Genomic DNA, 21,274 nt, shown 5'->3' on the forward strand with positions numbered 1-21,274 from the left:
TAATAATATTTATAATAATATTTTAAATTATGAATTTCCAAGAAATTGATTTGGATGAGACGCATATTAGGCTTACTAGTGATTTGGCAAATCATGACCTAAAAAGGTATATTTATTCAATTAGAAGGGATTTAAAAAATTATATTTTAAAAAATCAAGATTTTTTACTATCAATTGAGCCAATAAAAGTTGATGGGGATTTACCATTAATTGTCGAGAAGATGATTGCATCATCTAATATTGCTGATGTTGGGCCGATGGCATGTGTTGCAGGAACAATTTCACAATTATCTCTAGAATACCTAATTGATAGGGATTCTAAATTTTCCATTATTGAAAATGGCGGGGATATTGCTTTAATTAATGATGAAAAGGTTTTATGTGGGATTTATTCTAATAATCAAGTTTTGGGAAATGAAATTGCTTTTGAGATAAAGCCTAGAAAAAAACAATTTGGAATTTGCACATCTTCGGGTAAAATTGGCCACTCAATTAGTTTTGGTGATGCGGATAGCGTTACAATAATATCAAAATCATCATCAATTGCAGACGGCCTTGCAACTAGAATTGCTAATGAGGTTATAGGTCCTACAAGTGAAGATAAAGTTACTAATGGCCTTGAGTGTTGTGAAAATTATCGCGAATTTTTTGATGGGGTTTTGATAATTTCAGGTGATAGTGTTGGGACTGTTGGTAGGTTACCTAAAATTGTCGAGACAAATGAGTTTTCTAAAAGCACCATAAATATTAACAGAAGATAGCTTTAAAATAATGATGGTGTTCATAACTACAGATTTAATTATAGGTTTTTTCATAATTTTTATAGTTTGCAAGATAATTATCAAAATGCTTTAACTAAATATATAGGAAAAAGATTGTATGTTTAATCAAAAAAGATTTAAAATTTCTGGATAAACCTCTAAAAAGTTTAGGTGTTAATTTGATAAGTTACGAATGTAATTTTTTTTGAATGCAATATTTAAATATGATTAGTTATTAATATTACTTTATAGAATTGGGGAGTTAATTTTTAACTAACTTAAATTAGTTAATTTATGGGTTAGATATATATGTATAAAGACGAAATGATACAATTACATCAATTTTTGGTATATGTTTTAAAATACTTGGCTGAAGACGATCAAATCACAAACGACTGCAGTGAATATATAACACTTAAAATAAGCCCTCATCACATTCATAAGACAAAAGCGGAACACAAACATGCTATTTTTGTTTTATGTAAAATTATTTCTCAGGTAATTGCTGATAAAGAAGATAATTCAATCCCTGAAAATGTCCGCAATTCACTTTCAGACCTTGTTACAAGATCTGAAAATGAAATGAAAGCTGACTAATTTCTTTTATTTTTTTACTATTTTTTTTAATATTATATCTGTTATTTTTTTTAAGGTCTTTTATAACGGCATTTTTTTTAATTTAAAGCAAACTGTTAATAATATTTAAATACAATAAGTTATTATCTATAAAATAAAAAAATTAACACGCGTGATATTTTGAAATCATTTGAATTTTTATCTAAAAAAAGAGAAGAAAAGCCAAGAAACTGTGGAATAACAATGGTCTTGGATAAAGGTTTAGGCCTTGAGACTGCAGAAAGTCTGATGAACATCTCTGGAGATTATGTTGATTATTTAAAATTCGGTTGGGGAACCTCAATTGTCCATGATAGGGATATTATCAAAGCAAAAGTCGAAATGTATAAAAATCATGATATAACTCCTTATACTGGAGGTACATTATTTGAACTAGCTTACAATGCACATAAATTGACAGAATTCTTTGAAGAAGCTCGCGAATTGGGTTTTCCAGCAATAGAGATATCTGACGGTTCAGTAAACATTCATCATAACGATAAATTAAACTGCATCAAACGTGCTAAAGAAGAAGGCTTTGAAGTACTATCTGAAGTCGGTAAAAAAGACCCAAATCTTGATAGGGAACTCACATTGGATGAGAGAATCAAAAACATGCAGGAAGAGCTGGATGCAGGTTCATCACTAGTTATTGTTGAAGCTAGAGAAGGTGGGAAAAATATTGGAATATTTGATAAGTCCGGTAATGCAAAAGAAGATGAAATTGATGCTATTTTAGATAAAATCGATGGGGATAAAATCCTTTGGGAAGCTCCAAACAAAGACCAACAAGTCTTTTTCATACTAAAATTAGGAAACGCAGTTAACTTAGGTAATGTATCAAGCGATGATATCACATCCCTTGAAACCTTAAGACAAGGTTTAAGAGGAGATACCGTTGGCAAAATTAAATAGAAGGTATTCAAATTGACTAATAATCGTACAATCGACCAGATTAATGAAAAAATTGATAATGGTGAAGCTAATATTTACACTGCTGAAGAGTTCAAAAAAATCATTAAAAAGGGGGATGCTCCAAGTTTTGATGAAGTGGATGTTGTGACATGTGGTACCTGTGGGGTAATGAGTGGAACAGCGGCCATTTTAAACTTTATAATTTCTGAACCTGGACGATTCATAAGGGCTCGTGAAGTTTACCTAAACGGAGTTCCGGCCTACGCAGGGCCTTGTCCAAATGAATGGTTAGGTTCAGTTGATGTGATTCTTCATGGTACAAGCCATTCGATTTATGATGAAAGTTATGGTGGAGGATTCTTGCTTAAGGAAATACTTGAAGGCAAGGAAATTGACGTAAGAGTGGAAAGTGCCGACAATAAAACAATAGAAAATACAATAACAATTGAAGATATTACAAGAGCACAAATTATAGGATCACGTATGGCATTTAAAAACTACACTGCATTTACAAATCCAAACAATGAAGCAGTATCATCAATATTTGCAGCAACACCACTTGAAGGCAATCTCAGAGGCCTAACATTTTCAGGCTGTGGTGATTTAAACCCACTTCAAAACGATATTCCACATAATGTCATAAAAGAAGGGTGTAAAGTTCTTATAAATGGTGCTCAAGGATATGTCTTGGGGGATGGAACAAGGTCAAGTCCTGAAAAGCCGAATTTAATGCTATCAGCCGATTTAACAAAAATGGATTCATATTATATTGGAGGATTTAAGACCGGCCAGGGTGGGGAGGTTTATGATACAGTGGCCATTCCAATACCTGTATTGAATGAGGAAATCTATAATAATTTACTTATCACTGATGATATGATTGATTTGCCGGTGGCAGACATCAAAGGACGTCACTTGCCATTAGATAATACAAATTATCAAAAAATGTGGGCAGAAAATGATTTAAGACCAAGGTATAATGGGAATAAATGTGAAAATTGCAGCTCATGTACAGTTGAAGAGATATGTCCTACTAATGCATTTAAAAAAGGCAGTTTAAACCTGGCATATTGTTTTGGATGTGGAATGTGTGCTAATTTCTGTCGCAACAATGCATTTGACATGAATACAGGTAGTGTTGATTTAAAGATTAATGGTTGTGATGTAAATATTCCTATTATTTGTAGACAATCAGATAGACTAAGGGCAAATAAATTATCATTAAAATTAAAGAAAATGATTCAAAATAAAGAGTTTAAATTATAGGTGAGGATATGCAAAAAATTACTGATTCACCAATAGACTTTGCAGAACAAATAATAAATGACGTGAAAAACTCAAAAGAAGAAGGAGTTTTAAAATGTGTACAATGTGGAATGTGCACATCAACATGTCCTGCAGCACGACATAGTGACTACAATCCAAGAGATATAATTGAAAGGGTCTTAGACGGTGATAAATCAATCTTAAAAGATGATAATATATGGAATTGTTTTTATTGCTATACTTGCCATAGTGTTTGTCCTGTGGGGAACAGTGTATGTGAGGTAAATCAAATACTAAAACAGATTGCAATAGAAAATGAGATGGGATATGATAAATTATATGAATACTTGGGCTTTGCAGACTCATACTTCACAGCAGCTATTGGTGCAATTCCGGAAATATTTTTCACAGACATTGACCATGATGTACCTGGTTGGTGGGATTTTAGACAACACTTGGATGAAATAAGAAATGAATTGGAATTGGACCCTCCATTAATGCCATCAAATGAAGTTATTGATGAGGTAAGTACAATTTTAACAATTACTGGTTTTAAAGATAAAATTGATAAAATAAGATCATCTCAGGAGGTTGAAAAATGAAAAACGTTCCTGATAAGGATATTCTTTTATTTAGGAGTTGTCTTGTAAGCGTAGAATATCCGGGGGTTGAATCATCAACAAAATTTGTCTTTGACAAACTTGGAATTGACTATGCAATTTCAGAAAAGCAAACCTGTTGCACTGGTTTAGGTCACTATTCAGATGTATTTAACCAAATTGATACATCAGCTATTGGTGCAAGGAATTTTAGAATAGCAAAAGATATGGGAAGACCTAATCTTGTTATGATGTGTGCAACATGTTATGCAATTAATAAAAAATCAGTTAAATTACTCAATAAAAAAGATGATTTGAGAAATCATATTAATCAATTATTTGATGACAATGGATTATCACACTTAAAATATGAAAAAGATGATTTAAAACCAACAGAAAACATATTTCATGTAGTGGATATTTTATATGGTAAAAAAGATGAAATTAAAGACAATATTAAGTATGATTTAAGTGATTATACAATTGCAACTCATCACGGATGCCATTATTGTAAAGTACACTATGAAGATACTATTGGTGGAGTGCGTGACCCAAATATCATGGATGAGCTAATAGAGGAATGTGGTTGTAAAACAATCGGATGGTATGACCACAAAAGAGCTACTTGTGGGACAGGTTTTAGACAAAGATATTCCAATCCGGATTTATCTTTTACAGCTACTGCTGATAAAATGAATGCAATTGATGATGAAGATGTTGATATTTTGGTTCATTTATGTCCAAATTGCCATATTCAATTCGATAGATATCAACATTTAATCGGAAAACGTGAAGGAAGAGACTTCAAAGCAATTCATTTAAATATTGCACAATTCATAGCCCTTGCAATGGGCGGGGATTTTGATAAAGTTATTGGAGTGAAAGCACATACTGTTCCTGTTGATTCTATTATTAAGGAATTAAAGGAGGTTAAAAAATGAGGGATGATTTAAAAGTTGGCGTGTTTTTATGTGAATGTGGAGGAAATATTTCAGATATTGTTGATTTGGATGAAGTAAGAGCTTCTTTAGATGTTGAATTTATAGGACAATTTGAAAATTTATGTTCTTTAAATGGACGTAAAATTATTAGAGATGCAATTTTTGAACATGATTTGGACCGTGTTGTAGTAGCAGCATGTTCACCAATAAGCCATGAAAAAACATTCCAAGACTATGTAAAACCTCTAAATCCTTATTTGATGGATATGGCCAATATAAGAGAGCAATGTTCATGGGTACATTCAGATAAAGAGAAAGCAACCCATAAGGCTATTACACTTATTAATGCATCAATTGAAAAGGTTAAACAGTCAGATGCAGTGGATCCAATTTATTGCCAAACACCGGATGAAGTGGCAGTGATTGGTGGGGGAATAGCTGGAATGAATGCTGCATTATCATTAGCTAAACAAGGAACCAAAGTAACTCTTATTGAACAATCTCCATCAATCGGAGGGCACATGGCTAAAATAGGTAAGGTTTTCTCACCTGTTAAAATCGCTGAAGAGTGTGGAATGTGTCTTTTGAACCCGATTTTAAATGAACTTGTTTGGAATGAAAACATTGAGGTTTTAACAAACACCAAAGTTATTGAAGCTGAAAGGAGAGCTGGAACCTATAACTTGATATTGGAGAAATCTCCGAGATATGTAGATACGGAAAAATGTATTGCATGTGGTAAATGTGCCGAAGCATGTGAAGTGGAAGTTCCAAATGACTGGAACGATAATCTATCAATGAGAAAAGCTATTTACAGGCCATTCGGACAATCATATCCTGAAGCATATGTTATTGACATTGAAAATTGTACAAAATGCAGTAACTGTGTTAAGGCATGTAATATGAGGGCCATAAAGCTTAGGGGAAAACCGGAAAAGTCACTGCTTCAAGTAGGATCTATTGTTGTTGCAACAGGCCATAAGCTATTTGACATGGAAAAACGTCCTGAATATGGTTATGATAGGTATGAGGATGTAATAACTCAATCAGAATTGGGTCGTATCACTGGAGTAAACGGCCCTACAAAAGGTAAACTCCTAAAGGCAAATGGTGAAGTTCCAAAACGTATTGTAATGATACAATGTGTAGGATCACGTGATGAAAAGCCGGATGGACACAAATATTGTTCTAAAATATGTTGTACTGTAGCACTTAAAAATGCAAATATCATCAAACACAAATATCCTGAAACTGATGTTTTGATTTGTTATACTGATATTAGGACTCCTGGAATGTTTGAAAAATACTACAAGCACACTCAGGAAAATGAGGTTAGGTTCTTACGTGGTCGTCCTGGAGAAGTTGTTAAAAAAGGAGACAACTTTATAGTTAGAACTGAAGATACGCTAAAAGGCGAATTTGTAGAAATAGAAGCTGATATGGTAGTGCTTTCAACTGCAATGGAACCGTCAAAAGGTACATGTGAAATTGCAGAAATCTTAAATATTGGTACAACTGAAGATGGCTTTATCAAAGAATCACACCCTAAAATCAAGCCTGTGGCAACAGATGTACAGGGAATATTTGTATGTGGAACAGCTCATGAACCAAAAGACATTACAGATTCCATCATGCAGGCAACTGCAGCTGCATCGAAGGTTGGGGAATACAACTATGGTGGTGTGGAAATCGAACCGTTTATTGCAGAAATCAATCCAGAGAGGTGTATTGTCTGTGGTGACTGTATTTCCCGTTGTAAATACAAGTCCATGAGTATTCAAAACGATGAAATCTACATTGACCCAATGAGCTGTACAGGTTGTGGAAAATGTTTAGTTGGATGTAACCAAAGAGCCATTACTGTCAATGGTAACATTGATGAAAAGATTATGTCTACAATTAAGGGAGTATTGTCTAAAAAACAAGACGGTGAACGTATGATTTTGGTATTCTTGGATAACATTGGTTATACAGCAGCTGATAATATTGGAGTTAACAGACTTTCATATCCGGAATCAATACACATTATTAAGGTAATTTCCGTTAACCGTGTAAGGCCAAAACATATCATATATGCTCTTGAAAATGGTGCTGATGGAATATTCATTGGAGAATTCCCTGGAGACTTAATGTATGATGAAGTTGAACGTAAAATCCAAAGGGTTAAAGACAGAATTTGTGAATTGGGTCAAAACCCTGAAAGAATTACATTCTCAAAAGTATATATTCCTTATTTCTCAGGACTTGCCCGTAAATTCGTAGAATTTGATAAAAAAATAGAAGAATTGGATGAAGCGAAATTATAGCTTCATTTTTCATAATTTTTTTAAGGATTTCTTTTCCTAAATCTATGCATTCATATGATAATAAAGCTATTCAATGGATTTCATGAATCTATTTTTAATAGCGATTGGACTCAAATCAATAATCGGTGCAGTTGAATTGCCCGGTTCGCAATTATATACAATAAAACTTGCATCATCACTTTTAATGAATTCTTTCAAGTTAACATCTTCAAAATAGTAACTATTTTTAAATCCAACTCCTCTTGCAACATCAACTAAATCAATTTCCTGGGTGTATGTGTCCTGATTACCGGTTGAGCCATAAGCCCCATTATCTATTACAATCCATGTTAGATTTCTAGGATTATTTGCAAATATTGTTGCAAGTGAGCCCATATTCATTAAAAGAGATCCGTCGCCGTCAATTACAACAACATCCTCGTTAGGTTTTGCAAGTGCAAGTCCAAGACCGATTGATGAGGCAAGCCCCATTGATCCAATCATGTAGAAATTTTTGTCTCTGTCTTGAATGTCATACAATTCTCTAGATGGAAATCCAATATTGCAAACAACAATTTCGTCCTCAATACTTTTCATAATATCTTTTATTGCATCTCTTCTTTTCATGTTATCACCAATATTTGATTTCTAAAAGTACACTTACAGGTTTTCCCTCTTCAACAGACAAATCCCATGCTAATTTTATATCTTCATATGCTGCTTCAGGATTTGCAGGTTTAAAAAATCTGAAATCCATTGCTTCGAGTATTCTTGGAGTTGACTCTCCCATTGGAACTTGTCCACAGATGTTTTCACCTTCAGTTCCCCTATGGCTCATTATCATGAGCAGTGGAAATTTATATAATTCTGTAAGGGATTTTAATGCATTTATTGAGTTTCCAAGTCCTGAATTCTGCATTAAGATGGCTGGTCTTTTTCCTCCAAGATAAGCTCCGGCACATATTCCAATTCCCTCTTCTTCACGGGTAACGGGCACATGGATAATCTCTTCATCTTCATCTATCATATTCAATAATTTTGATAAGTTTACACAGGGAACACTAACAATAAAGTTAATTCCCGTATCTTTAAGAGCATCAAAAATAGCTTCACTACTGTCCATTGTATCACTTCAATTTAAATATATTGTTCATATTATAAAAATATATTTTAAAACATTATTTTTTCTTTATTGTGAATATTTTAAGTCAATTTTCATTTAAGTTATTCTAAATTTTCATAATTTTTAAATAAAAATAGTAACCTTTTTATTTAACCAAATAGTTATATATAATCATGTTTGATAAACTACCCATTTCTTCTGAAACAGAAAAGATTTTAACCAAATCTCTAGACGAGGAGATTTCTGTTGAAGAGGCAAACCATTTAATGAATGTTAAAGGGGCAGATTTATATCCTTTACTTGCAACTGCTGATTTTTTAAGGAGTAAAATCGTTGGAAACGATGTGACTTTTATTAACAACTGTAATATAAATTTTACCAATGTATGTATTGTTAGATGTGGATTCTGCGCATTTGGAAAAGATGCAGATGACCCTGAAGCCTACATTTTAAATGATGAGCAGATTTTAGCTAAAGCTCATGGGGCTGTTGAAAATGGTGCTCGTGAATTCACATTGATGGGAGGAGTACTTCCAAATGCAGACATTGACTATTATGAACATTTACTTTCATTATTAAAGGACAATTATCCAAAAGTTGCGATACATGGATATTCTCCAACAATGATTAGGGATGCCTGTGACCTTTCAGGCATTAGTTTATCTGAAGGCTGTGAAAGATTGAAAGATGCTGGTCTGGATACATTGCCAGGAACAGCTGCTGAAATTTTGACTGATCGCTCTAGGGAATTGATTTGTCCTGAAAAAGTAAGTGTGGCAGAATGGATTGATATAGTCAAAACAGCTCATGAAGTTGGAATTCCCGGCTCAGCAACAATCATGTATGGTCATGTAGAAACTTTAGAAGAAAGGGTGGAACATATTGACATTATTAGAAGGTTACAAGAAGAAACTCAAGGATTTACTGAGTTTATCCCAATGACTTTTATGCATGAATATTCTCCAATATTTTTGGAAGGTCAAAGAAACCTTGGAGCTACCGGAACAGAGGATTTGAAATTATATGCAGTTTCCAGATTAATGTTTAGGGATTTGATTCCAAATATTCAAGTATCCTGGGTAAAAATGGGATTCAGATTCGCTCAGGTGTCTTTAACAGCCGGTGCAAATGACCTTGGAGGAACATTGGGTGGAGATGAACTGTCTGAAGCTTCAGGAGCACCTGATGGAGTTGAAGCATCAATCGAGACATTGGCAAAAATGGTTAAAAACCTTGGAAGAAATCCAATCGAGCGAAACTCAAAATATACGGAATTTTATCCAATAGGGTGAATTTATGAAGAAGTTTATTGTTATTGATGGGTTAGATGGGTCTGGTAAGGATACACAAGTAAGGTTGCTTGCTGAGATGTATGAAAAACAGGGCCGGTCGGTAACCGTAAGGTCCCATCCATGTTGTGACAATAAATTTGGTAGAAAATCAAAACAAGCCCTTTTAAAAACTGGTAAAGTAAATAAAATCAAAGCAACTGTTTATTTTGGCCTTGATGCAATTAGATCTGTTGTAAAATACACTCATGATGATAAAGTTGATGTTTTAATATTTTCAAGGTATATACTGGCTGTAATGTATCTTCCGGATGTTATAAATACGATTGTTTATAAAATTGTTGTTTTTGTACTTCCAACATCCGATTGCATGTTCTTTTTGGATGTAAGCCCTGAAGAATCTTTAAGGAGAATGGATTCACGTGGCGAAGAAACAGAAATATTTGAAAATATCGATTCATTAAGGGAAAATCGTTTAAAATCACAAAAATTCACATATAATTGGAATGTAATTCCAGGTGATGATGCAGCTGAGGTAATCAGTGAAAAAATAATAACTAAATGTTTAGAGTCTGATAGACTACTCTCATAATACTTCTTTTATTCCAGCGTCTGTAATTATCATTAAAGAATTTAAGTTCTCTAAAGTAAGTGAAACTATTGGATGGGCTTGAATGTCTTTGTTCATGAATATTATTTCTTTTTCAACAATGTCTATCCAGTTTACGTTATATACAACGACGCCATTAACAATTAATCCCAAATATTGGGGAATAAATCTATTTTCATTTACTTCTTCAAAATACTCATTGTTTCTTAAAATTTCTCTTAAAACATCGTCCATTTAAACACCTTTTCTTTCATAAACGAATTTAGGAACGGCTTTATCAAAAGGATCAAAAGTTTCTCTGTTTTTAACTTCCATGCATTTCATACTGACCTTTGAGTGAAGTGAAGAAGGGAGCCTTAAAATCCTTTTTAGGTCAATTGTTACTTTTGCATCTATTGTTGCAAGATTTACACGAGCCATAGCTTCAACAAGATTTTTATAACGTCTTGGCCCAATATCTCTTTTAAAGTAGCCCCAGTTATCATTTTCCAAGTGATGTCTTGAAGCCATTATGTCTTTCATTAGTTTTGGGTTTATTCCATCAATCTTTTCATTTCCAACCAAATGCCCGATATTAAACTTTACCTTATCGGTGAATATTTTTGAATAACCGATAGGAATTGTGAAATGTTCAAAGTTGAAACTTTGATTTGAAACTTCTGAATTGATGAATTGGGATTTAGGAACCTCTGCTCCAGCAACATACTTCAATACTTCAGACCTAAGTTCACTTGAAGCCTCCATCATTTCTTTATCTAAAATCCTAATGTGGTATCCACGACCTGAATAGATTAAATGGATATTTTTTAGACCTAAATCTCCTTGCAATGTATCAATTAATGAATTTACTATTTCTAAAGCTTCTCCAAGACAAACCTCACAAACTCCATCACATTGGCATGACCTAATTGGAATATCCTTTGCGTCAACATCAAAAATATACTCGGCTTTTAACCAGTCTTCCCGCCTTCTTGGATTGTTGTAGAAAGCTACTGAAATATATGCTGCAAAAGGAGCTTTGTATCGTAAGAATTTCCTTAAGGATTCTGTTCCCTTAAAGACTTTATATCTATCGTTTGGTCCTCTGCCGTTGTGGTCAAAACCAAACTCCCTTTTTTTAATGTCAGTGGATATGAAGTCAGGCAAGTCTTTAGGGTCCCATTCTTCACGATAGTATTGTCTTCTTTCTTTTAATGTAGCTTTAGAAAACATGATTATAAGTTACTTTTTTTAAGTATTAATTATTTTTGTAGATGTGATTTTGTGCAAACATGATTTTGAAAAAATTTATTAGATATTGTAAAAATAATGATATATATGATTAAATGTCCAGTTTGCGGTACAATGGTTCAAGACGGTGAAGAATATTGTCCTAACTGCGGATATGATATATATTGCATAGATGAAGACGATGATTTTTAAAGATATTTGATATTATGGAAGAAATAGTTGAAGTAATTGGAGTTGAACACCTTAAAACGGTTTTATCAGGATTAACTCCGGAAGAGATTGTAAAACCAGCATTTGACAATTGGATGGCAGGAATAAGAACAGGCCATACAGTATTAAATTTGGAAAATGGTAAAGTTTATGGACTTGGAATTGAATTAAACCAATTACCATTAGCTGATAATATTTATATTGAATTATTCACAATTGAATCTCATGAAGACCCTGTTAGTGAAGAGGACTTTTTTTCTAAAAATGAATATGAGGAGTTTTTGGAATTCAGTAGTGATGATCCTTGTGAGTATATTCCAGATATTATAACAGAATTTTGTGAATTAAAAGGTATTGATGAGTATGAACGCAAAATTGGTATCTTAGCTTATAATTTTGAAAAACAAGAACAAAATAATTATAATATGTGGGAATCCAAGATTTTAAACAAATATTATGATGCAATTCATGAAAATCATAATCCTTTCCAGTTTTCAGCATCTAGTCTTTAGCTTCCTGGTCTAATTGGTATTTTTTACGCCCATAACAAGATAATGGATTATTTATACCTTTACAGGACTTATCTGGATGGCAAAGGTTAGGTAAGTGTATTTTAATTTTCTCACAACTCATTGGTGTGTACCATTTGGTTTCACCTTCATGGTTAATATCTACTGTTTCATGCATTCCAAAACCTAATTTTGAGATGATATTGATTTTTTCTTGTGGTTGGTCATCAAATAATGGTGGTGAACAGTTGTCTGCAGCATCAAAGATTAAAGGCAATATTTCATTTTCTGTAATGGATAAATCAGGATCCATATCAGAAACTTTAACTGTCTCGTCTGAAGCAAATATTCTTGGATATAATCTTGCATATGATGCAAATGAAGTTAATAAAAGTACAATTGCATCGTTACGCCCACCAGAAGACACTCCTTCAACTGTTGTTTTAATACATGGTGGAAATGCATCCGGATTTAATTTTCCAGCTTGAACACTACCGTATATTCCGCCACTTCCAGCATAATATTGATTATATTTGCTGATTTCTTCTGGAATGAAATCTTTTAAATTTTCAGCAATTTTTATAATGGCGGGATGGATTTCAATTCTTGCTGACATTTCTTTAATTCTTGCAATGTATTTCTCTGTCTTTTGCATGATTAATCTTGATAGGATTTGCTCTTTTACACTGTCTCCAATTAAAATGTTATACATTCTGTCGGGACTTCTGTCTGTAAATTCATCTGCAAACCTTTCTAAAAAGTCGTCCTGTTGAAGAATGATGTTTCCTTCATCAATCAGTAAATCAGTTAATTTAAGTTTTTTTGTTGCAACAACTTCGCTAAGTGATTTCCAGTTAATTGAACCGTCTATTTTTACTTCATCAAGTACCTCATCAATGATATCAGCTCTTGACATTGGAGGTATTTTTGCAAGCCTTTCTAAAATAAGTGTTCCTTGTGATTCGATAAAAAGTCTTGTTTCACGTGATCCAAGGTTAAATTGTATTGCTATGGCTTGACATAAAATGTGGAATGTTACAACATCCTGTGTGAATAAATCTTCATTTGTCAAATATTCAAATTCAGATTGGGTGAAGTTTTTATTATTTTTTTTCTCGATTGCCCATTGCATACGCTTAAAAGCCAAATCATAGTATGATTTTGGAATTAATGAATCATCAGATATCCTTTGATTTGTTGTATGGGTACAAATATCAATTAAAGCTTCGTCTTCTTCGAATATTTGGTCCAAATCTCCGTAAGCTCTAATAATTTGTCTTCCTTCATTGGATAATGGGTTTATATATGAAACTTCAGCCATGCTTTTAAGTTTTAATTTTATGTTTTAAATAGATATCCTATTTTAAAAAGCAATATTGTTGGATAATTATTAATTTTTTCATTATGAAAATCTTAAGTTAAAACCCATTAAAAATATTACTTTCTTATATAATGAATAACATAATTATTATATGTTTAAAATAAATAAGGGGAAAAGATAAATGTCTAAAATTTTTATTTCATGTGCACTTCCTTATGCAAATGGTCCATGTCATTTAGGCCATATCCGTTCTACTTATTTGCCTGCTGATATTTACGCCAGGTATAATAGAATGGTTGGAAATGATGTGCTGATGGTTTGTGCTACCGATGAACATGGAACTCCAATTGCAGTTAAGGCGGATAAAGAGAATAAAAAACCGATTGAAATTTCAAAAAGATATCATGATATGATTGTTCGTGATGTAGAGTCAATGAACATATCTTTGGATAATTTTACAAGAACTACTGATGAAGCTCACTACGAAATAGCTAAAAACTTCTTCAAGGATTTATATGACAATGGATATATCTACAGACAGGATATCCAACAGTTATATTGTCCAAATTGTAATAAATTCTTGCCTGATAGGTATGTTGAAGGACTATGTCCTGTTTGTGGGTCTGAAGCTCGTGGTGATCACTGTGAAAAATGTGGAAGGGCATTGGATCCGACTGAACTCGATGAACCTCATTGTATAACCTGCGGTACAACTCCAGTTATTAAAGATACCTTCCAATATGCATTTAAATTATCTGAATTTGAAGATGACTTAAAAGACTACATTGAAAATAATGATAACTTGCCGGCAAACGTTAAAAATTATGCTTCAAACTGGTTACAAGATGGTTTGAATGACTGGGTTTTAACAAGAGATATGGATTGGGGTATTCCTGTACCTTTAGATGAAGCAGAAGGTAAAGTATTATACGTTTGGATTGAAGCATTCTTAGGTTATATCTCATCAGCATCACAATGGTCAGCCCAATCCGGCAGGAAATGGGAAGAATATTGGAGCGATTTTGTAGTTCACTTTATTGGAAAAGATATTATATACCACCATTCAATTTTCTGGCCAGGATTATTAAAAGCATATGGTTGTAAATTACCTGATATGATTTATGCAGGTGAATTTTTATCTCTTGAAGGAGAAAAAATGTCAACAAGTAAAAATTGGGTTATTTGGATTGCTGATTTTGTAAAAAATTATGAACCTGATTTGCTTAGATATTATTTAACAATCAATGCTCCTTTAAATAAAGATTCAGACTTTTCATGGGATGATTTCCAAAGAAGAAATAATGATGAACTTGCAGATGTAATAGGTAATTTCCTGCACAGAACATTTACTTTCACCCGTAAGTATTTTGACAATGAAATTCCAGAATATGCAAATCCTTCCGCTGAAGATGAAGAATTTAGAAATGCTATTGAAGGATTACCTGAAAAGGCAGGCGAATATATATCACAATTTGAATTTAGGGAAGGTTTACTTGAAATATTTAAGGTAGCTAAAAAAGGAAATAAGTATTTCAACGATCAAGAACCTTGGAAAGCCGTAAAAGAGGATATTCAAAAAGCAGCAAACTGCCTATACTTATCAAATCAATTAGCAAAAACATTGGCATTCACATTAAAACCATACCTGCCAACAAAAGCGGAAGCAATTGCTAAAATATTAAACATTGAAGATTTATCCCAATGGAAAGATGCAAGCGTATTTTTACCTGTTGGTCATAAAATCAATAAAGCTAAACCATTATTCAAAAAAATTGATGATGAAGTAATTGAAGCTGAAAAAGCAAAATTAAAAGAAAACCTAAAAGAAAGTGAGGATGAAAATATGAGTGATTTAATCAGTATAGATGATTTTGATGAAGTTGTAATTAAAATTGGTCAAGTTTTAGAAGCAGAAAAAATTGAAAAATCTGACAAATTATTAAAACTACAAGTGGATATCGGAGAAGATAAACCTAGACAAATCGTTGCGGGTCTTGCTAAATTCTATTCTCCAGAAGAATTAGTTGACAGAAAAGTCTGTGTTGTAGCTAACTTACAACCAGCTAAATTATTCAATACATTATCCGAAGGTATGATTTTAGCTACTGGTGAGACTGGTGCATTACTCTCCCCAGATGAAAATGGAAAAGTTGGCGAAAGAATTCAATAGATTAAAATGCAAGAATCTGTCCTGGTAAACAAAGCCGAGAGCTACTTAAAAGAAATTTCAAATGATTCAATTAGCTTAGAGGGCATTGAAGAATTTGAAAATTTCAAAAGTCTTTACTTTAAACTAGTTGACAGATTAAACCATTTGCAAAACCTTAAAGATGATATGGATGCTCAAGGATACACCACTCCTTTCACATCCCTGAACAAATATGGTACCAAAACATTAGCTGATGTGGCCATCGATGAAATTGGTGAAAGCAGTCGCCATAATCAGATATTTAGAATGAAAGCTAATGCGAAAAAAAATATTCTCGATAGGGTTAAATCAGCTATTGATTCACATAAAATCGCAATCGGAAACTTGGAACAATTTGGATATGTGAAATGCGGGTCCTGCTATAAAAAATATTCAATTGATGAATATAAGCAAATGAATGGGAAATGCGTTTGTGGAAATGAAGGTTTTGCTTTTAAAATTAAGCGAGAATCAACACACAGAATAGGAATAATACCTCACCTTCCCCTTTCGGGAAATTATATGGTTTTGAGAACTGAACTTTCAGGATATGGAAGAGAAGCACTCAAACAAGTATTGAACATTTTAAAACAAGAGAGAAAGGGTGTTGTTAAAACTATTGCTCTTGTGATTCGATTTAAAGATAAAAATAATCGCGTAATTAGGAAAAACATCACGCTTGACTCCGAATATGTAACTAACTATGAGGAGGAGGTAAGGAACAGGTATGGTAAAGATGTAAGAATCGAAGCTTTAAGATTCCACAGGACCAAACCTGCAATCATTGATGATAAGCACGCAAGAACAGCTCTTGCAATTGCTTATGTGAAATATGCTCATGAAATCATCGATGACATAAAGGATGATATCCTAAAGAGAAGACTGACTGATTTTAAAAGGTTGAATAAATACTATGATGTGATTGATGAGTATCAAAACCGAACTCCTGATTTCATTGATCAATATGATTATGACGCAATTGAATCATGGAGAGAAACTCAAATTGAGGAAACATTTATAAAATTAGGCTATTTCGATAAATTTGGAAACATGACAAGGTCTTTGAGAAAAGATTTAAAGGTAAGAGATAACATTTACAACAATACTTTAAAAAACATTGCATCAACATTAATCTTATGGGACATGTTCAAATATTATTTGACAACTTCCAATAACTCAAGAAAAATCGATAATGGACCATTCCCATATATCAGGGTAGAATTAGATAGAGAACAAAGAAAAGTATTTCAAACCACTTATGACAATGTAATTGAGATTTTAAATGATTATACGGATATTAAGATTATTCCAGTTCCCGAAATGGATTTGTTATTATATGAAAAATTTAAATTTGAAAAACAAATCAAAAGTTCAAACATTAAGTTCAACCATGTTGCATTGGGTGCGGCACTAATATACTCAAATTCAAATATAGAGCTAAGTGATATTAGCAATGCATTTAATATTAATGAATCCAGAATCAAAAAAGAACTTAAGAATATAGATCAAATTCAAAATCCAAAAAGCGACAAATCCAAAAAATTCTTAGATTTAATTAAAAAATAGTGATTAGATGGATGAAGACACAACAACAATTCATATAACAAAAACTTTAACATCATCAATGATTGTTGAGTTAATAGATGAATATCCTAATCTGGAAGAGATAACATGTTCTCCCAGTGTCTATAATAGAACATCCAACACTTATATCGATGCCTTAAAACAACTTGACATTAATGTTAAAAGGCACTATAATTGGGGAGCCAAGTCTAGAAGCAATGGAATTGAATTTTATGTTTTAAAATTGTCAGATGAGGGTCTCACTCCCAAACAAATTTCACAAAAACTAGAAATTTCACTTAACAGAGTTTATTACCTGCTTAGAAAGGCTAATGCTCGATTTGATAATAGAAAAAGAAAATATGACCATGATGAAATTAAACAACTTAAAAAAGATGGTTTAAAACCTAAAGAAATATCTGATAAATTAGATATTCCACTTAGAAGTGTTTATTATATTTTAAACAAAAAATAATTACTTTTTTTAATAATGAATGCTAAATAATTATTTATGATGATTTTACCCCAACTTCCACTTTATGTTATTGCTATAATCTGTGGTTTATTATCATTTTTAATAACAAGATTAACAATGCCGAGGATTATAAGAAAATTAGAAGCGGCAGATATTGTCGGAAAAGACATTCATAAGTCCTGGAAACCTGTTGTTGCGGAAATGGGTGGATTTGGAATACTATTTGGATTCACTATAGGTATGTTTTCCGGAATATATATGCATGATATCTTAGCATTTCCATTAGTAATCGTTTTAGTTGTAATATTGCTTGTAGGTATTATTGGAATTGTGGATGATTTACTTGTTTTATCCTCAAAAGAGAAATTTTTCCTATTGTTTTTAGCGGGTCTTCCATTAATATGGGCCGCACCACCTAATGTAGGTTTATTATATTTAATAACAATTCCTATTGCATTGTCAATTGGATCTAACTTGACCAATATGTTGGCAGGTTTAAATGGTATTGAATCCGGTCTTGGTGTCATTTCCATGGCTTCACTAACAATTGCATGTATTATACTTGGAAAATATGATGTGACAATTATTTCCATGAGTATGCTGGGTGCTCTAGTTGCATTTCTATACTTTAACAGATATCCTGCAAAGATTTTCCCTGGAGATACTGGAACATTGATTATTGGTGCAGCTATTGTTTCAATTGCATTTATTGGGCGTGTAAAATTAATTGCATTAATTGTTTTAATGCCGAATATTATCGATGCGGCTTTGAAATTCTTCTCAGCTGGAGTAATGGAACGTCAACAATTCAAACCTACACAACTTAATGATGAAGGAAAATTAGTAAGGCCGGAACAAGGATTTAAATCATTAATCCGACTAGTTTTGAGAAGGCCAATTGCAGAAAAAGATGCAGTTAAAGTAATTTGGGGTATTGGAATATTATTTGGAGTATTGGGTATTATAGTTGCATTAATAATGCCTGGAATGCTTGAAAATCAAACATTGATGAATTTCTTACATATTAAAGAAATGTTTTATCATATTTAATCAGGTGAGATGGATGAGGCCATATGTAATATTGAATGCAGCCATGACATTGGATGGAAAGATTGCAACTGCAACAGGAAGCTCTAATATTTCAGGTGAAGAGGATTTAAAAAGAGTTCATGAAATAAGAAAAGACTGTGATGCGATTATGGTTGGAATCGGAACTGTATTGGCTGATGACCCAAGATTAACTGTTCACAAAATCGATGCAAATCCAGATGACAATCCTGTACGTGTAGTGGTTGACAGTAAATGCAGAACACCAATCGATTCAAGAATCACAAATAAAGATGCAAAAACAATAATTGCCTGTGCTAATGAGTATAAGGAAGATTTTAAGGCTTCTGACAGGTATGAAACTTTCAAAAAAAGAGGAGTCAAATTCTTCTTTTCAGGAGATAAACGTGTTGATCTTGTTTCATTGATGAGCTATCTCCATGAAGAGGGAATTGAAAAGTTAATGCTTGAAGGAGGAGCTACCCTAAACTTTTCAATGATAAAGGCGGGTTTGATTGATGAGATAAGAATTTGTGTTGCTCCAATGGTTGTTGGTGGAGTGAATGCAAAGACTTTCTTTGACGGTGAAGGTTTTGACACAATGGATGAAGCTATTCGTCTTGAGCTTGTTGATTCCTTTAATTTAGGAATGGATTTAATTTTAACATATAAAGTATTAAAATAATCCGCTGAATCCTACATTTTTACATACACAATATCTGCATAAAGACTTTTTGTCAAGAATGTATTTCACACGGCCTTTACAGTAGTAGGTGCCGTTGAAATAGTAAACGTCATCTTTTTGATTTTCGCTAAATGGATGGAGTGGCTTTTTGACTATTAACGCCAAAAATAGGGATATGTTTTTTGTAAATTCACGAGTTTCCGCATCTCCAGGAGAATATCTATCAAAATAATATCCGATATCACCTTGAATGTTTTTAATCACATCATCATCTATTTGAAAATCTTCTTCAAGTTCAATGCTGTATATTTCATCATATACTTCAGAGTTATATTTTGCTAGCTGCTTTACAAGAGGGTCACGATATCTATCATCAGTAGCTTTGTTTCTCAAATAATCAATAGGATAATCTTTTAAATTTTTTCTAATTATTTTTAAAAGTTTTGATGCTTTCATAATATTCCTTTACTTTTTAAAAGTTCTCTTGGATTATCCACAATAGCCTTCATGGCTTCATCATGAGTTAAACCTGCTCCTAGTGCTATCTGATAGGATTTTTCAAAAGTAATAATGTTGTCCGGGGAGTGTGTATCAGTATTAACTAATAGTTTATTTCCAACTTCACGTGCAATATTTGCAATATGTCCGTTTCCAAGACAGTGTCCGCTACGTGCAGAAATTTCAAGGTAAATATCATTTTCTTTTGCCTTTTCTGCTTCTTCTACGGTTATTAAACCCGGGTGTCCTAAGATATCAACATGTTCTGATTCAACTGCAGCACTATTTGTTCCAGGGGTAACTGGTTCATTCAATGTTTCACCATGAACAACGACAATTTTAGCACCTAATTCCTTTGCACGAGCTGCAATTCCATCAATGGATTCACAAGGTGCATGAGTTACTTCAGCGCCTAAAATGACTGTAATGTCCCATTTTGAATTGATGTCATCAATAGCATCTTGGATTGAAGTAATTGTATCTACATTTGACCAATCAATATGGTCTGTGATTGCAATTGCTTCATGATTTAATTTTAAAGCCCTTCTTGCAAGTTCAGAAGGCAATAATTCGCCATCACTAAATAAACTGTGCATATGTAAATCGATTCTTCTATTCAAAATATAACCTCTTAAACTTAAATATAATATTTTATATATGCCATTTAATATAAACTTATATAACGATTAATATTTTTTGAGGTATTAAAATGAAAGCAAAAGCAGTAAAAATAGCTGATGGTGTTTATTGGGTAGGTGTTATCCATTGGAATAGCAGAACTTTCCATGGATATGGCATTCCCGGCACTACTTACAATGCATATTTAGTATTTGGGGATGAAAAAACAGTATTGATTGATAATGCTTACACTGGATTACAAGATCAACTTGATGCAAGAATTGAAGATGCATTTGAACAAGAAGGAAAAGAGATTAAAATTGATGTATTTGTGCAAAACCATTCAGAAATGGACCATTCAACTTACTTGAGAGATACCATTGACAAGTATAATCCTGATGCCGAGATATATGCTTCACAAAACTGTATTAACTTTTTGGAAGCACAATATCATAACTTCTCAGACTTAGAAATTAATGCTGTCGCAACTGGCGATGAAATAGACATTGGTGGGAGAACTTTAAAA

General features: G+C 32.8%; 23 protein-coding genes and 1 pseudogene. 17 read left to right on the forward strand and 7 right to left on the reverse strand.

Annotation, left to right across the window (positions count from 1 at the left end; all coding sequences use genetic code 11):
• Positions 1-29: 29 nt before the first annotated feature.
• From ACKI32_RS08235 to hdrA, 7 genes are all read left to right on the forward strand, one after another.
• Complete coding sequence (locus tag ACKI32_RS08235) at positions 30-761, forward strand: UPF0280 family protein (protein ID WP_407415330.1); 732 nt, start codon at positions 30-32, stop codon at positions 759-761.
• Between the two features lie 309 nt (positions 762-1,070).
• Positions 1,071-1,358 carry a UPF0058 family protein gene (locus ACKI32_RS08240; protein WP_067042547.1) on the forward strand — a complete coding sequence of 96 codons (288 nt, stop codon included), beginning with the start codon at positions 1,071-1,073 and terminating at the stop codon, positions 1,356-1,358.
• 159 nt (positions 1,359-1,517) lie between these two features.
• Positions 1,518-2,291, forward strand: coding sequence for a phosphosulfolactate synthase (gene comA, locus ACKI32_RS08245; protein WP_407415332.1), 774 nt, complete (start codon positions 1,518-1,520; stop codon positions 2,289-2,291).
• 12 nt (positions 2,292-2,303) lie between these two features.
• Entirely contained in the window at positions 2,304-3,557 is a 1,254-nt protein-coding gene (locus ACKI32_RS08250; protein WP_407415334.1) for a methanogenesis marker 16 metalloprotein, read from the forward strand.
• A gap of 8 nt (positions 3,558-3,565) precedes the next feature.
• On the forward strand, positions 3,566-4,159 hold the full coding sequence (gene hdrC, locus ACKI32_RS08255) for a ferredoxin:CoB-CoM heterodisulfide reductase subunit HdrC (protein WP_407415336.1): 594 nt from the start codon (positions 3,566-3,568) through the stop codon (positions 4,157-4,159).
• A complete protein-coding gene (gene hdrB / locus ACKI32_RS08260) occupies positions 4,156-5,097 on the forward strand; it encodes a ferredoxin:CoB-CoM heterodisulfide reductase subunit HdrB (protein WP_407415338.1) in 942 nt (313 codons plus the stop codon). Before hdrC ends, hdrB begins: the two co-directional genes overlap by 4 nt.
• Positions 5,094-7,403 (forward strand): ferredoxin:CoB-CoM heterodisulfide reductase subunit HdrA, encoded by a 2,310-nt coding sequence (gene hdrA, locus ACKI32_RS08265; protein ID WP_407415340.1) that lies wholly within the window; start codon positions 5,094-5,096, stop codon positions 7,401-7,403. Before hdrB ends, hdrA begins: the two co-directional genes overlap by 4 nt.
• Positions 7,404-7,469: 66 nt before the next feature.
• On the opposite strand, the gene comE is transcribed toward hdrA, so the two are convergent.
• Both comE and comD read right to left on the reverse strand, forming a co-directional pair.
• On the reverse strand, positions 7,470-8,009 hold the full coding sequence (gene comE, locus ACKI32_RS08270) for a sulfopyruvate decarboxylase subunit beta (protein ID WP_407415342.1): 540 nt from the start codon (positions 8,007-8,009) through the stop codon (positions 7,470-7,472).
• Positions 8,010-8,013: 4 nt separating this feature from the next.
• Positions 8,014-8,505 carry a sulfopyruvate decarboxylase subunit alpha gene (gene comD / locus ACKI32_RS08275; RefSeq protein ID WP_407415344.1) on the reverse strand — a complete coding sequence of 164 codons (492 nt, stop codon included), beginning with the start codon at positions 8,503-8,505 and terminating at the stop codon, positions 8,014-8,016.
• 173 nt (positions 8,506-8,678) lie between these two features.
• Here comD and cofH point away from each other — a divergent pair, with 173 nt between their 5' ends.
• Both cofH and ACKI32_RS08285 read left to right on the forward strand, forming a co-directional pair.
• Positions 8,679-9,797 (forward strand): 5-amino-6-(D-ribitylamino)uracil--L-tyrosine 4-hydroxyphenyl transferase CofH, encoded by a 1,119-nt coding sequence (gene cofH / locus ACKI32_RS08280; protein ID WP_407415346.1) that lies wholly within the window; start codon positions 8,679-8,681, stop codon positions 9,795-9,797.
• A 4-nt stretch (positions 9,798-9,801) separates the two neighbouring features.
• Positions 9,802-10,386 (forward strand): thymidylate kinase, encoded by a 585-nt coding sequence (locus tag ACKI32_RS08285; RefSeq protein ID WP_407415348.1) that lies wholly within the window; start codon positions 9,802-9,804, stop codon positions 10,384-10,386.
• Here ACKI32_RS08285 and ACKI32_RS08290 read toward each other — a convergent pair.
• Both ACKI32_RS08290 and priS read right to left on the reverse strand, forming a co-directional pair.
• Positions 10,381-10,638, reverse strand: a complete 258-nt coding sequence (locus ACKI32_RS08290) for a hypothetical protein (RefSeq protein ID WP_407415350.1) — start codon at positions 10,636-10,638, stop codon at positions 10,381-10,383. The genes ACKI32_RS08285 and ACKI32_RS08290 overlap by 6 nt on opposite strands.
• A complete protein-coding gene (priS, locus tag ACKI32_RS08295) occupies positions 10,639-11,616 on the reverse strand; it encodes a DNA primase catalytic subunit PriS (protein WP_407415352.1) in 978 nt (325 codons plus the stop codon). It lies immediately after the preceding gene.
• A 105-nt stretch (positions 11,617-11,721) separates the two neighbouring features.
• Between priS and ACKI32_RS08300 the strand changes: the two genes are divergently transcribed.
• Positions 11,722-11,826, forward strand: a complete 105-nt coding sequence (locus ACKI32_RS08300; protein ID WP_407415354.1) for a zinc-ribbon domain-containing protein — start codon at positions 11,722-11,724, stop codon at positions 11,824-11,826.
• A 14-nt stretch (positions 11,827-11,840) separates the two neighbouring features.
• On the forward strand, positions 11,841-12,356 hold the full coding sequence (locus tag ACKI32_RS08305) for a hypothetical protein (RefSeq protein ID WP_407415356.1): 516 nt from the start codon (positions 11,841-11,843) through the stop codon (positions 12,354-12,356).
• On the opposite strand, the gene priL is transcribed toward ACKI32_RS08305, so the two are convergent.
• Positions 12,346-13,674, reverse strand: coding sequence for a DNA primase large subunit PriL (gene priL, locus ACKI32_RS08310; RefSeq protein ID WP_407415358.1), 1,329 nt, complete (start codon positions 13,672-13,674; stop codon positions 12,346-12,348). The genes ACKI32_RS08305 and priL overlap by 11 nt on opposite strands.
• Positions 13,675-13,855: 181 nt before the next feature.
• Between priL and metG the strand changes: the two genes are divergently transcribed.
• From metG to ACKI32_RS08335, 5 genes are read left to right on the forward strand one after another with little or no spacing between them, the layout of a single operon-like run.
• Positions 13,856-15,844 (forward strand): methionine--tRNA ligase, encoded by a 1,989-nt coding sequence (gene metG / locus ACKI32_RS08315; protein ID WP_407415360.1) that lies wholly within the window; start codon positions 13,856-13,858, stop codon positions 15,842-15,844.
• A 6-nt stretch (positions 15,845-15,850) separates the two neighbouring features.
• A complete protein-coding gene (locus ACKI32_RS08320) occupies positions 15,851-17,428 on the forward strand; it encodes a DUF530 domain-containing protein (RefSeq protein WP_407415362.1) in 1,578 nt (525 codons plus the stop codon).
• 7 nt (positions 17,429-17,435) lie between these two features.
• Positions 17,436-17,900, forward strand: a complete 465-nt coding sequence (locus ACKI32_RS08325; RefSeq protein ID WP_407415364.1) for a hypothetical protein — start codon at positions 17,436-17,438, stop codon at positions 17,898-17,900.
• Between the two features lie 36 nt (positions 17,901-17,936).
• Complete coding sequence (locus tag ACKI32_RS08330; protein WP_407415366.1) at positions 17,937-18,950, forward strand: MraY family glycosyltransferase; 1,014 nt, start codon at positions 17,937-17,939, stop codon at positions 18,948-18,950.
• A gap of 13 nt (positions 18,951-18,963) precedes the next feature.
• Complete coding sequence (locus ACKI32_RS08335) at positions 18,964-19,632, forward strand: 2,5-diamino-6-(ribosylamino)-4(3H)-pyrimidinone 5'-phosphate reductase (RefSeq protein WP_407415368.1); 669 nt, start codon at positions 18,964-18,966, stop codon at positions 19,630-19,632.
• On the opposite strand, the gene ACKI32_RS08340 is transcribed toward ACKI32_RS08335, so the two are convergent.
• A complete protein-coding gene (locus tag ACKI32_RS08340) occupies positions 19,624-20,088 on the reverse strand; it encodes a DUF2115 family protein (RefSeq protein WP_407415370.1) in 465 nt (154 codons plus the stop codon). The two genes, ACKI32_RS08335 and ACKI32_RS08340, sit on opposite strands and share 9 nt — an antisense overlap.
• Positions 20,085-20,750 carry a histidinol phosphate phosphatase domain-containing protein gene (locus ACKI32_RS08345; RefSeq protein ID WP_407415372.1) on the reverse strand — a complete coding sequence of 222 codons (666 nt, stop codon included), beginning with the start codon at positions 20,748-20,750 and terminating at the stop codon, positions 20,085-20,087. Before ACKI32_RS08345 ends, ACKI32_RS08340 begins: the two co-directional genes overlap by 4 nt.
• Before the next feature lie 89 nt (positions 20,751-20,839).
• Here ACKI32_RS08345 and ACKI32_RS08350 point away from each other — a divergent pair.
• Positions 20,840-21,274, forward strand: a pseudogene (locus tag ACKI32_RS08350) (FprA family A-type flavoprotein); the annotation flags it as partial.

It is taken from the genome of Methanobrevibacter sp., assembly GCF_045611865.1.
Lineage (GTDB): Archaea > Methanobacteriota > Methanobacteria > Methanobacteriales > Methanobacteriaceae > Methanocatella.

Coding starts and splice junctions, on each gene's coding strand:
- ACKI32_RS08235 (WP_407415330.1), top strand. CDS start 30: ATGAATTTCCAAGAAATTGATTTGGATGAGACGCATATTAGGCTTACT.
- ACKI32_RS08240 (WP_067042547.1), top strand. CDS start 1,071: ATGTATAAAGACGAAATGATACAATTACATCAATTTTTGGTATATGTT.
- hdrC (WP_407415336.1), top strand. CDS start 3,566: ATGCAAAAAATTACTGATTCACCAATAGACTTTGCAGAACAAATAATA.
- hdrB (WP_407415338.1), top strand. CDS start 4,156: ATGAAAAACGTTCCTGATAAGGATATTCTTTTATTTAGGAGTTGTCTT.
- hdrA (WP_407415340.1), top strand. CDS start 5,094: ATGAGGGATGATTTAAAAGTTGGCGTGTTTTTATGTGAATGTGGAGGA.
- comE (WP_407415342.1), bottom strand. CDS start 8,009: ATGAAAAGAAGAGATGCAATAAAAGATATTATGAAAAGTATTGAGGAC.
- comD (WP_407415344.1), bottom strand. CDS start 8,505: ATGGACAGTAGTGAAGCTATTTTTGATGCTCTTAAAGATACGGGAATT.
- cofH (WP_407415346.1), top strand. CDS start 8,679: ATGTTTGATAAACTACCCATTTCTTCTGAAACAGAAAAGATTTTAACC.
- ACKI32_RS08285 (WP_407415348.1), top strand. CDS start 9,802: ATGAAGAAGTTTATTGTTATTGATGGGTTAGATGGGTCTGGTAAGGAT.
- ACKI32_RS08290 (WP_407415350.1), bottom strand. CDS start 10,638: ATGGACGATGTTTTAAGAGAAATTTTAAGAAACAATGAGTATTTTGAA.
- priS (WP_407415352.1), bottom strand. CDS start 11,616: ATGTTTTCTAAAGCTACATTAAAAGAAAGAAGACAATACTATCGTGAA.
- ACKI32_RS08300 (WP_407415354.1), top strand. CDS start 11,722: ATGATTAAATGTCCAGTTTGCGGTACAATGGTTCAAGACGGTGAAGAA.
- ACKI32_RS08305 (WP_407415356.1), top strand. CDS start 11,841: ATGGAAGAAATAGTTGAAGTAATTGGAGTTGAACACCTTAAAACGGTT.
- priL (WP_407415358.1), bottom strand. CDS start 13,674: ATGGCTGAAGTTTCATATATAAACCCATTATCCAATGAAGGAAGACAA.
- metG (WP_407415360.1), top strand. CDS start 13,856: ATGTCTAAAATTTTTATTTCATGTGCACTTCCTTATGCAAATGGTCCA.
- ACKI32_RS08320 (WP_407415362.1), top strand. CDS start 15,851: ATGCAAGAATCTGTCCTGGTAAACAAAGCCGAGAGCTACTTAAAAGAA.
- ACKI32_RS08325 (WP_407415364.1), top strand. CDS start 17,436: ATGGATGAAGACACAACAACAATTCATATAACAAAAACTTTAACATCA.
- ACKI32_RS08330 (WP_407415366.1), top strand. CDS start 17,937: ATGATGATTTTACCCCAACTTCCACTTTATGTTATTGCTATAATCTGT.
- ACKI32_RS08335 (WP_407415368.1), top strand. CDS start 18,964: ATGAGGCCATATGTAATATTGAATGCAGCCATGACATTGGATGGAAAG.
- ACKI32_RS08340 (WP_407415370.1), bottom strand. CDS start 20,088: ATGAAAGCATCAAAACTTTTAAAAATAATTAGAAAAAATTTAAAAGAT.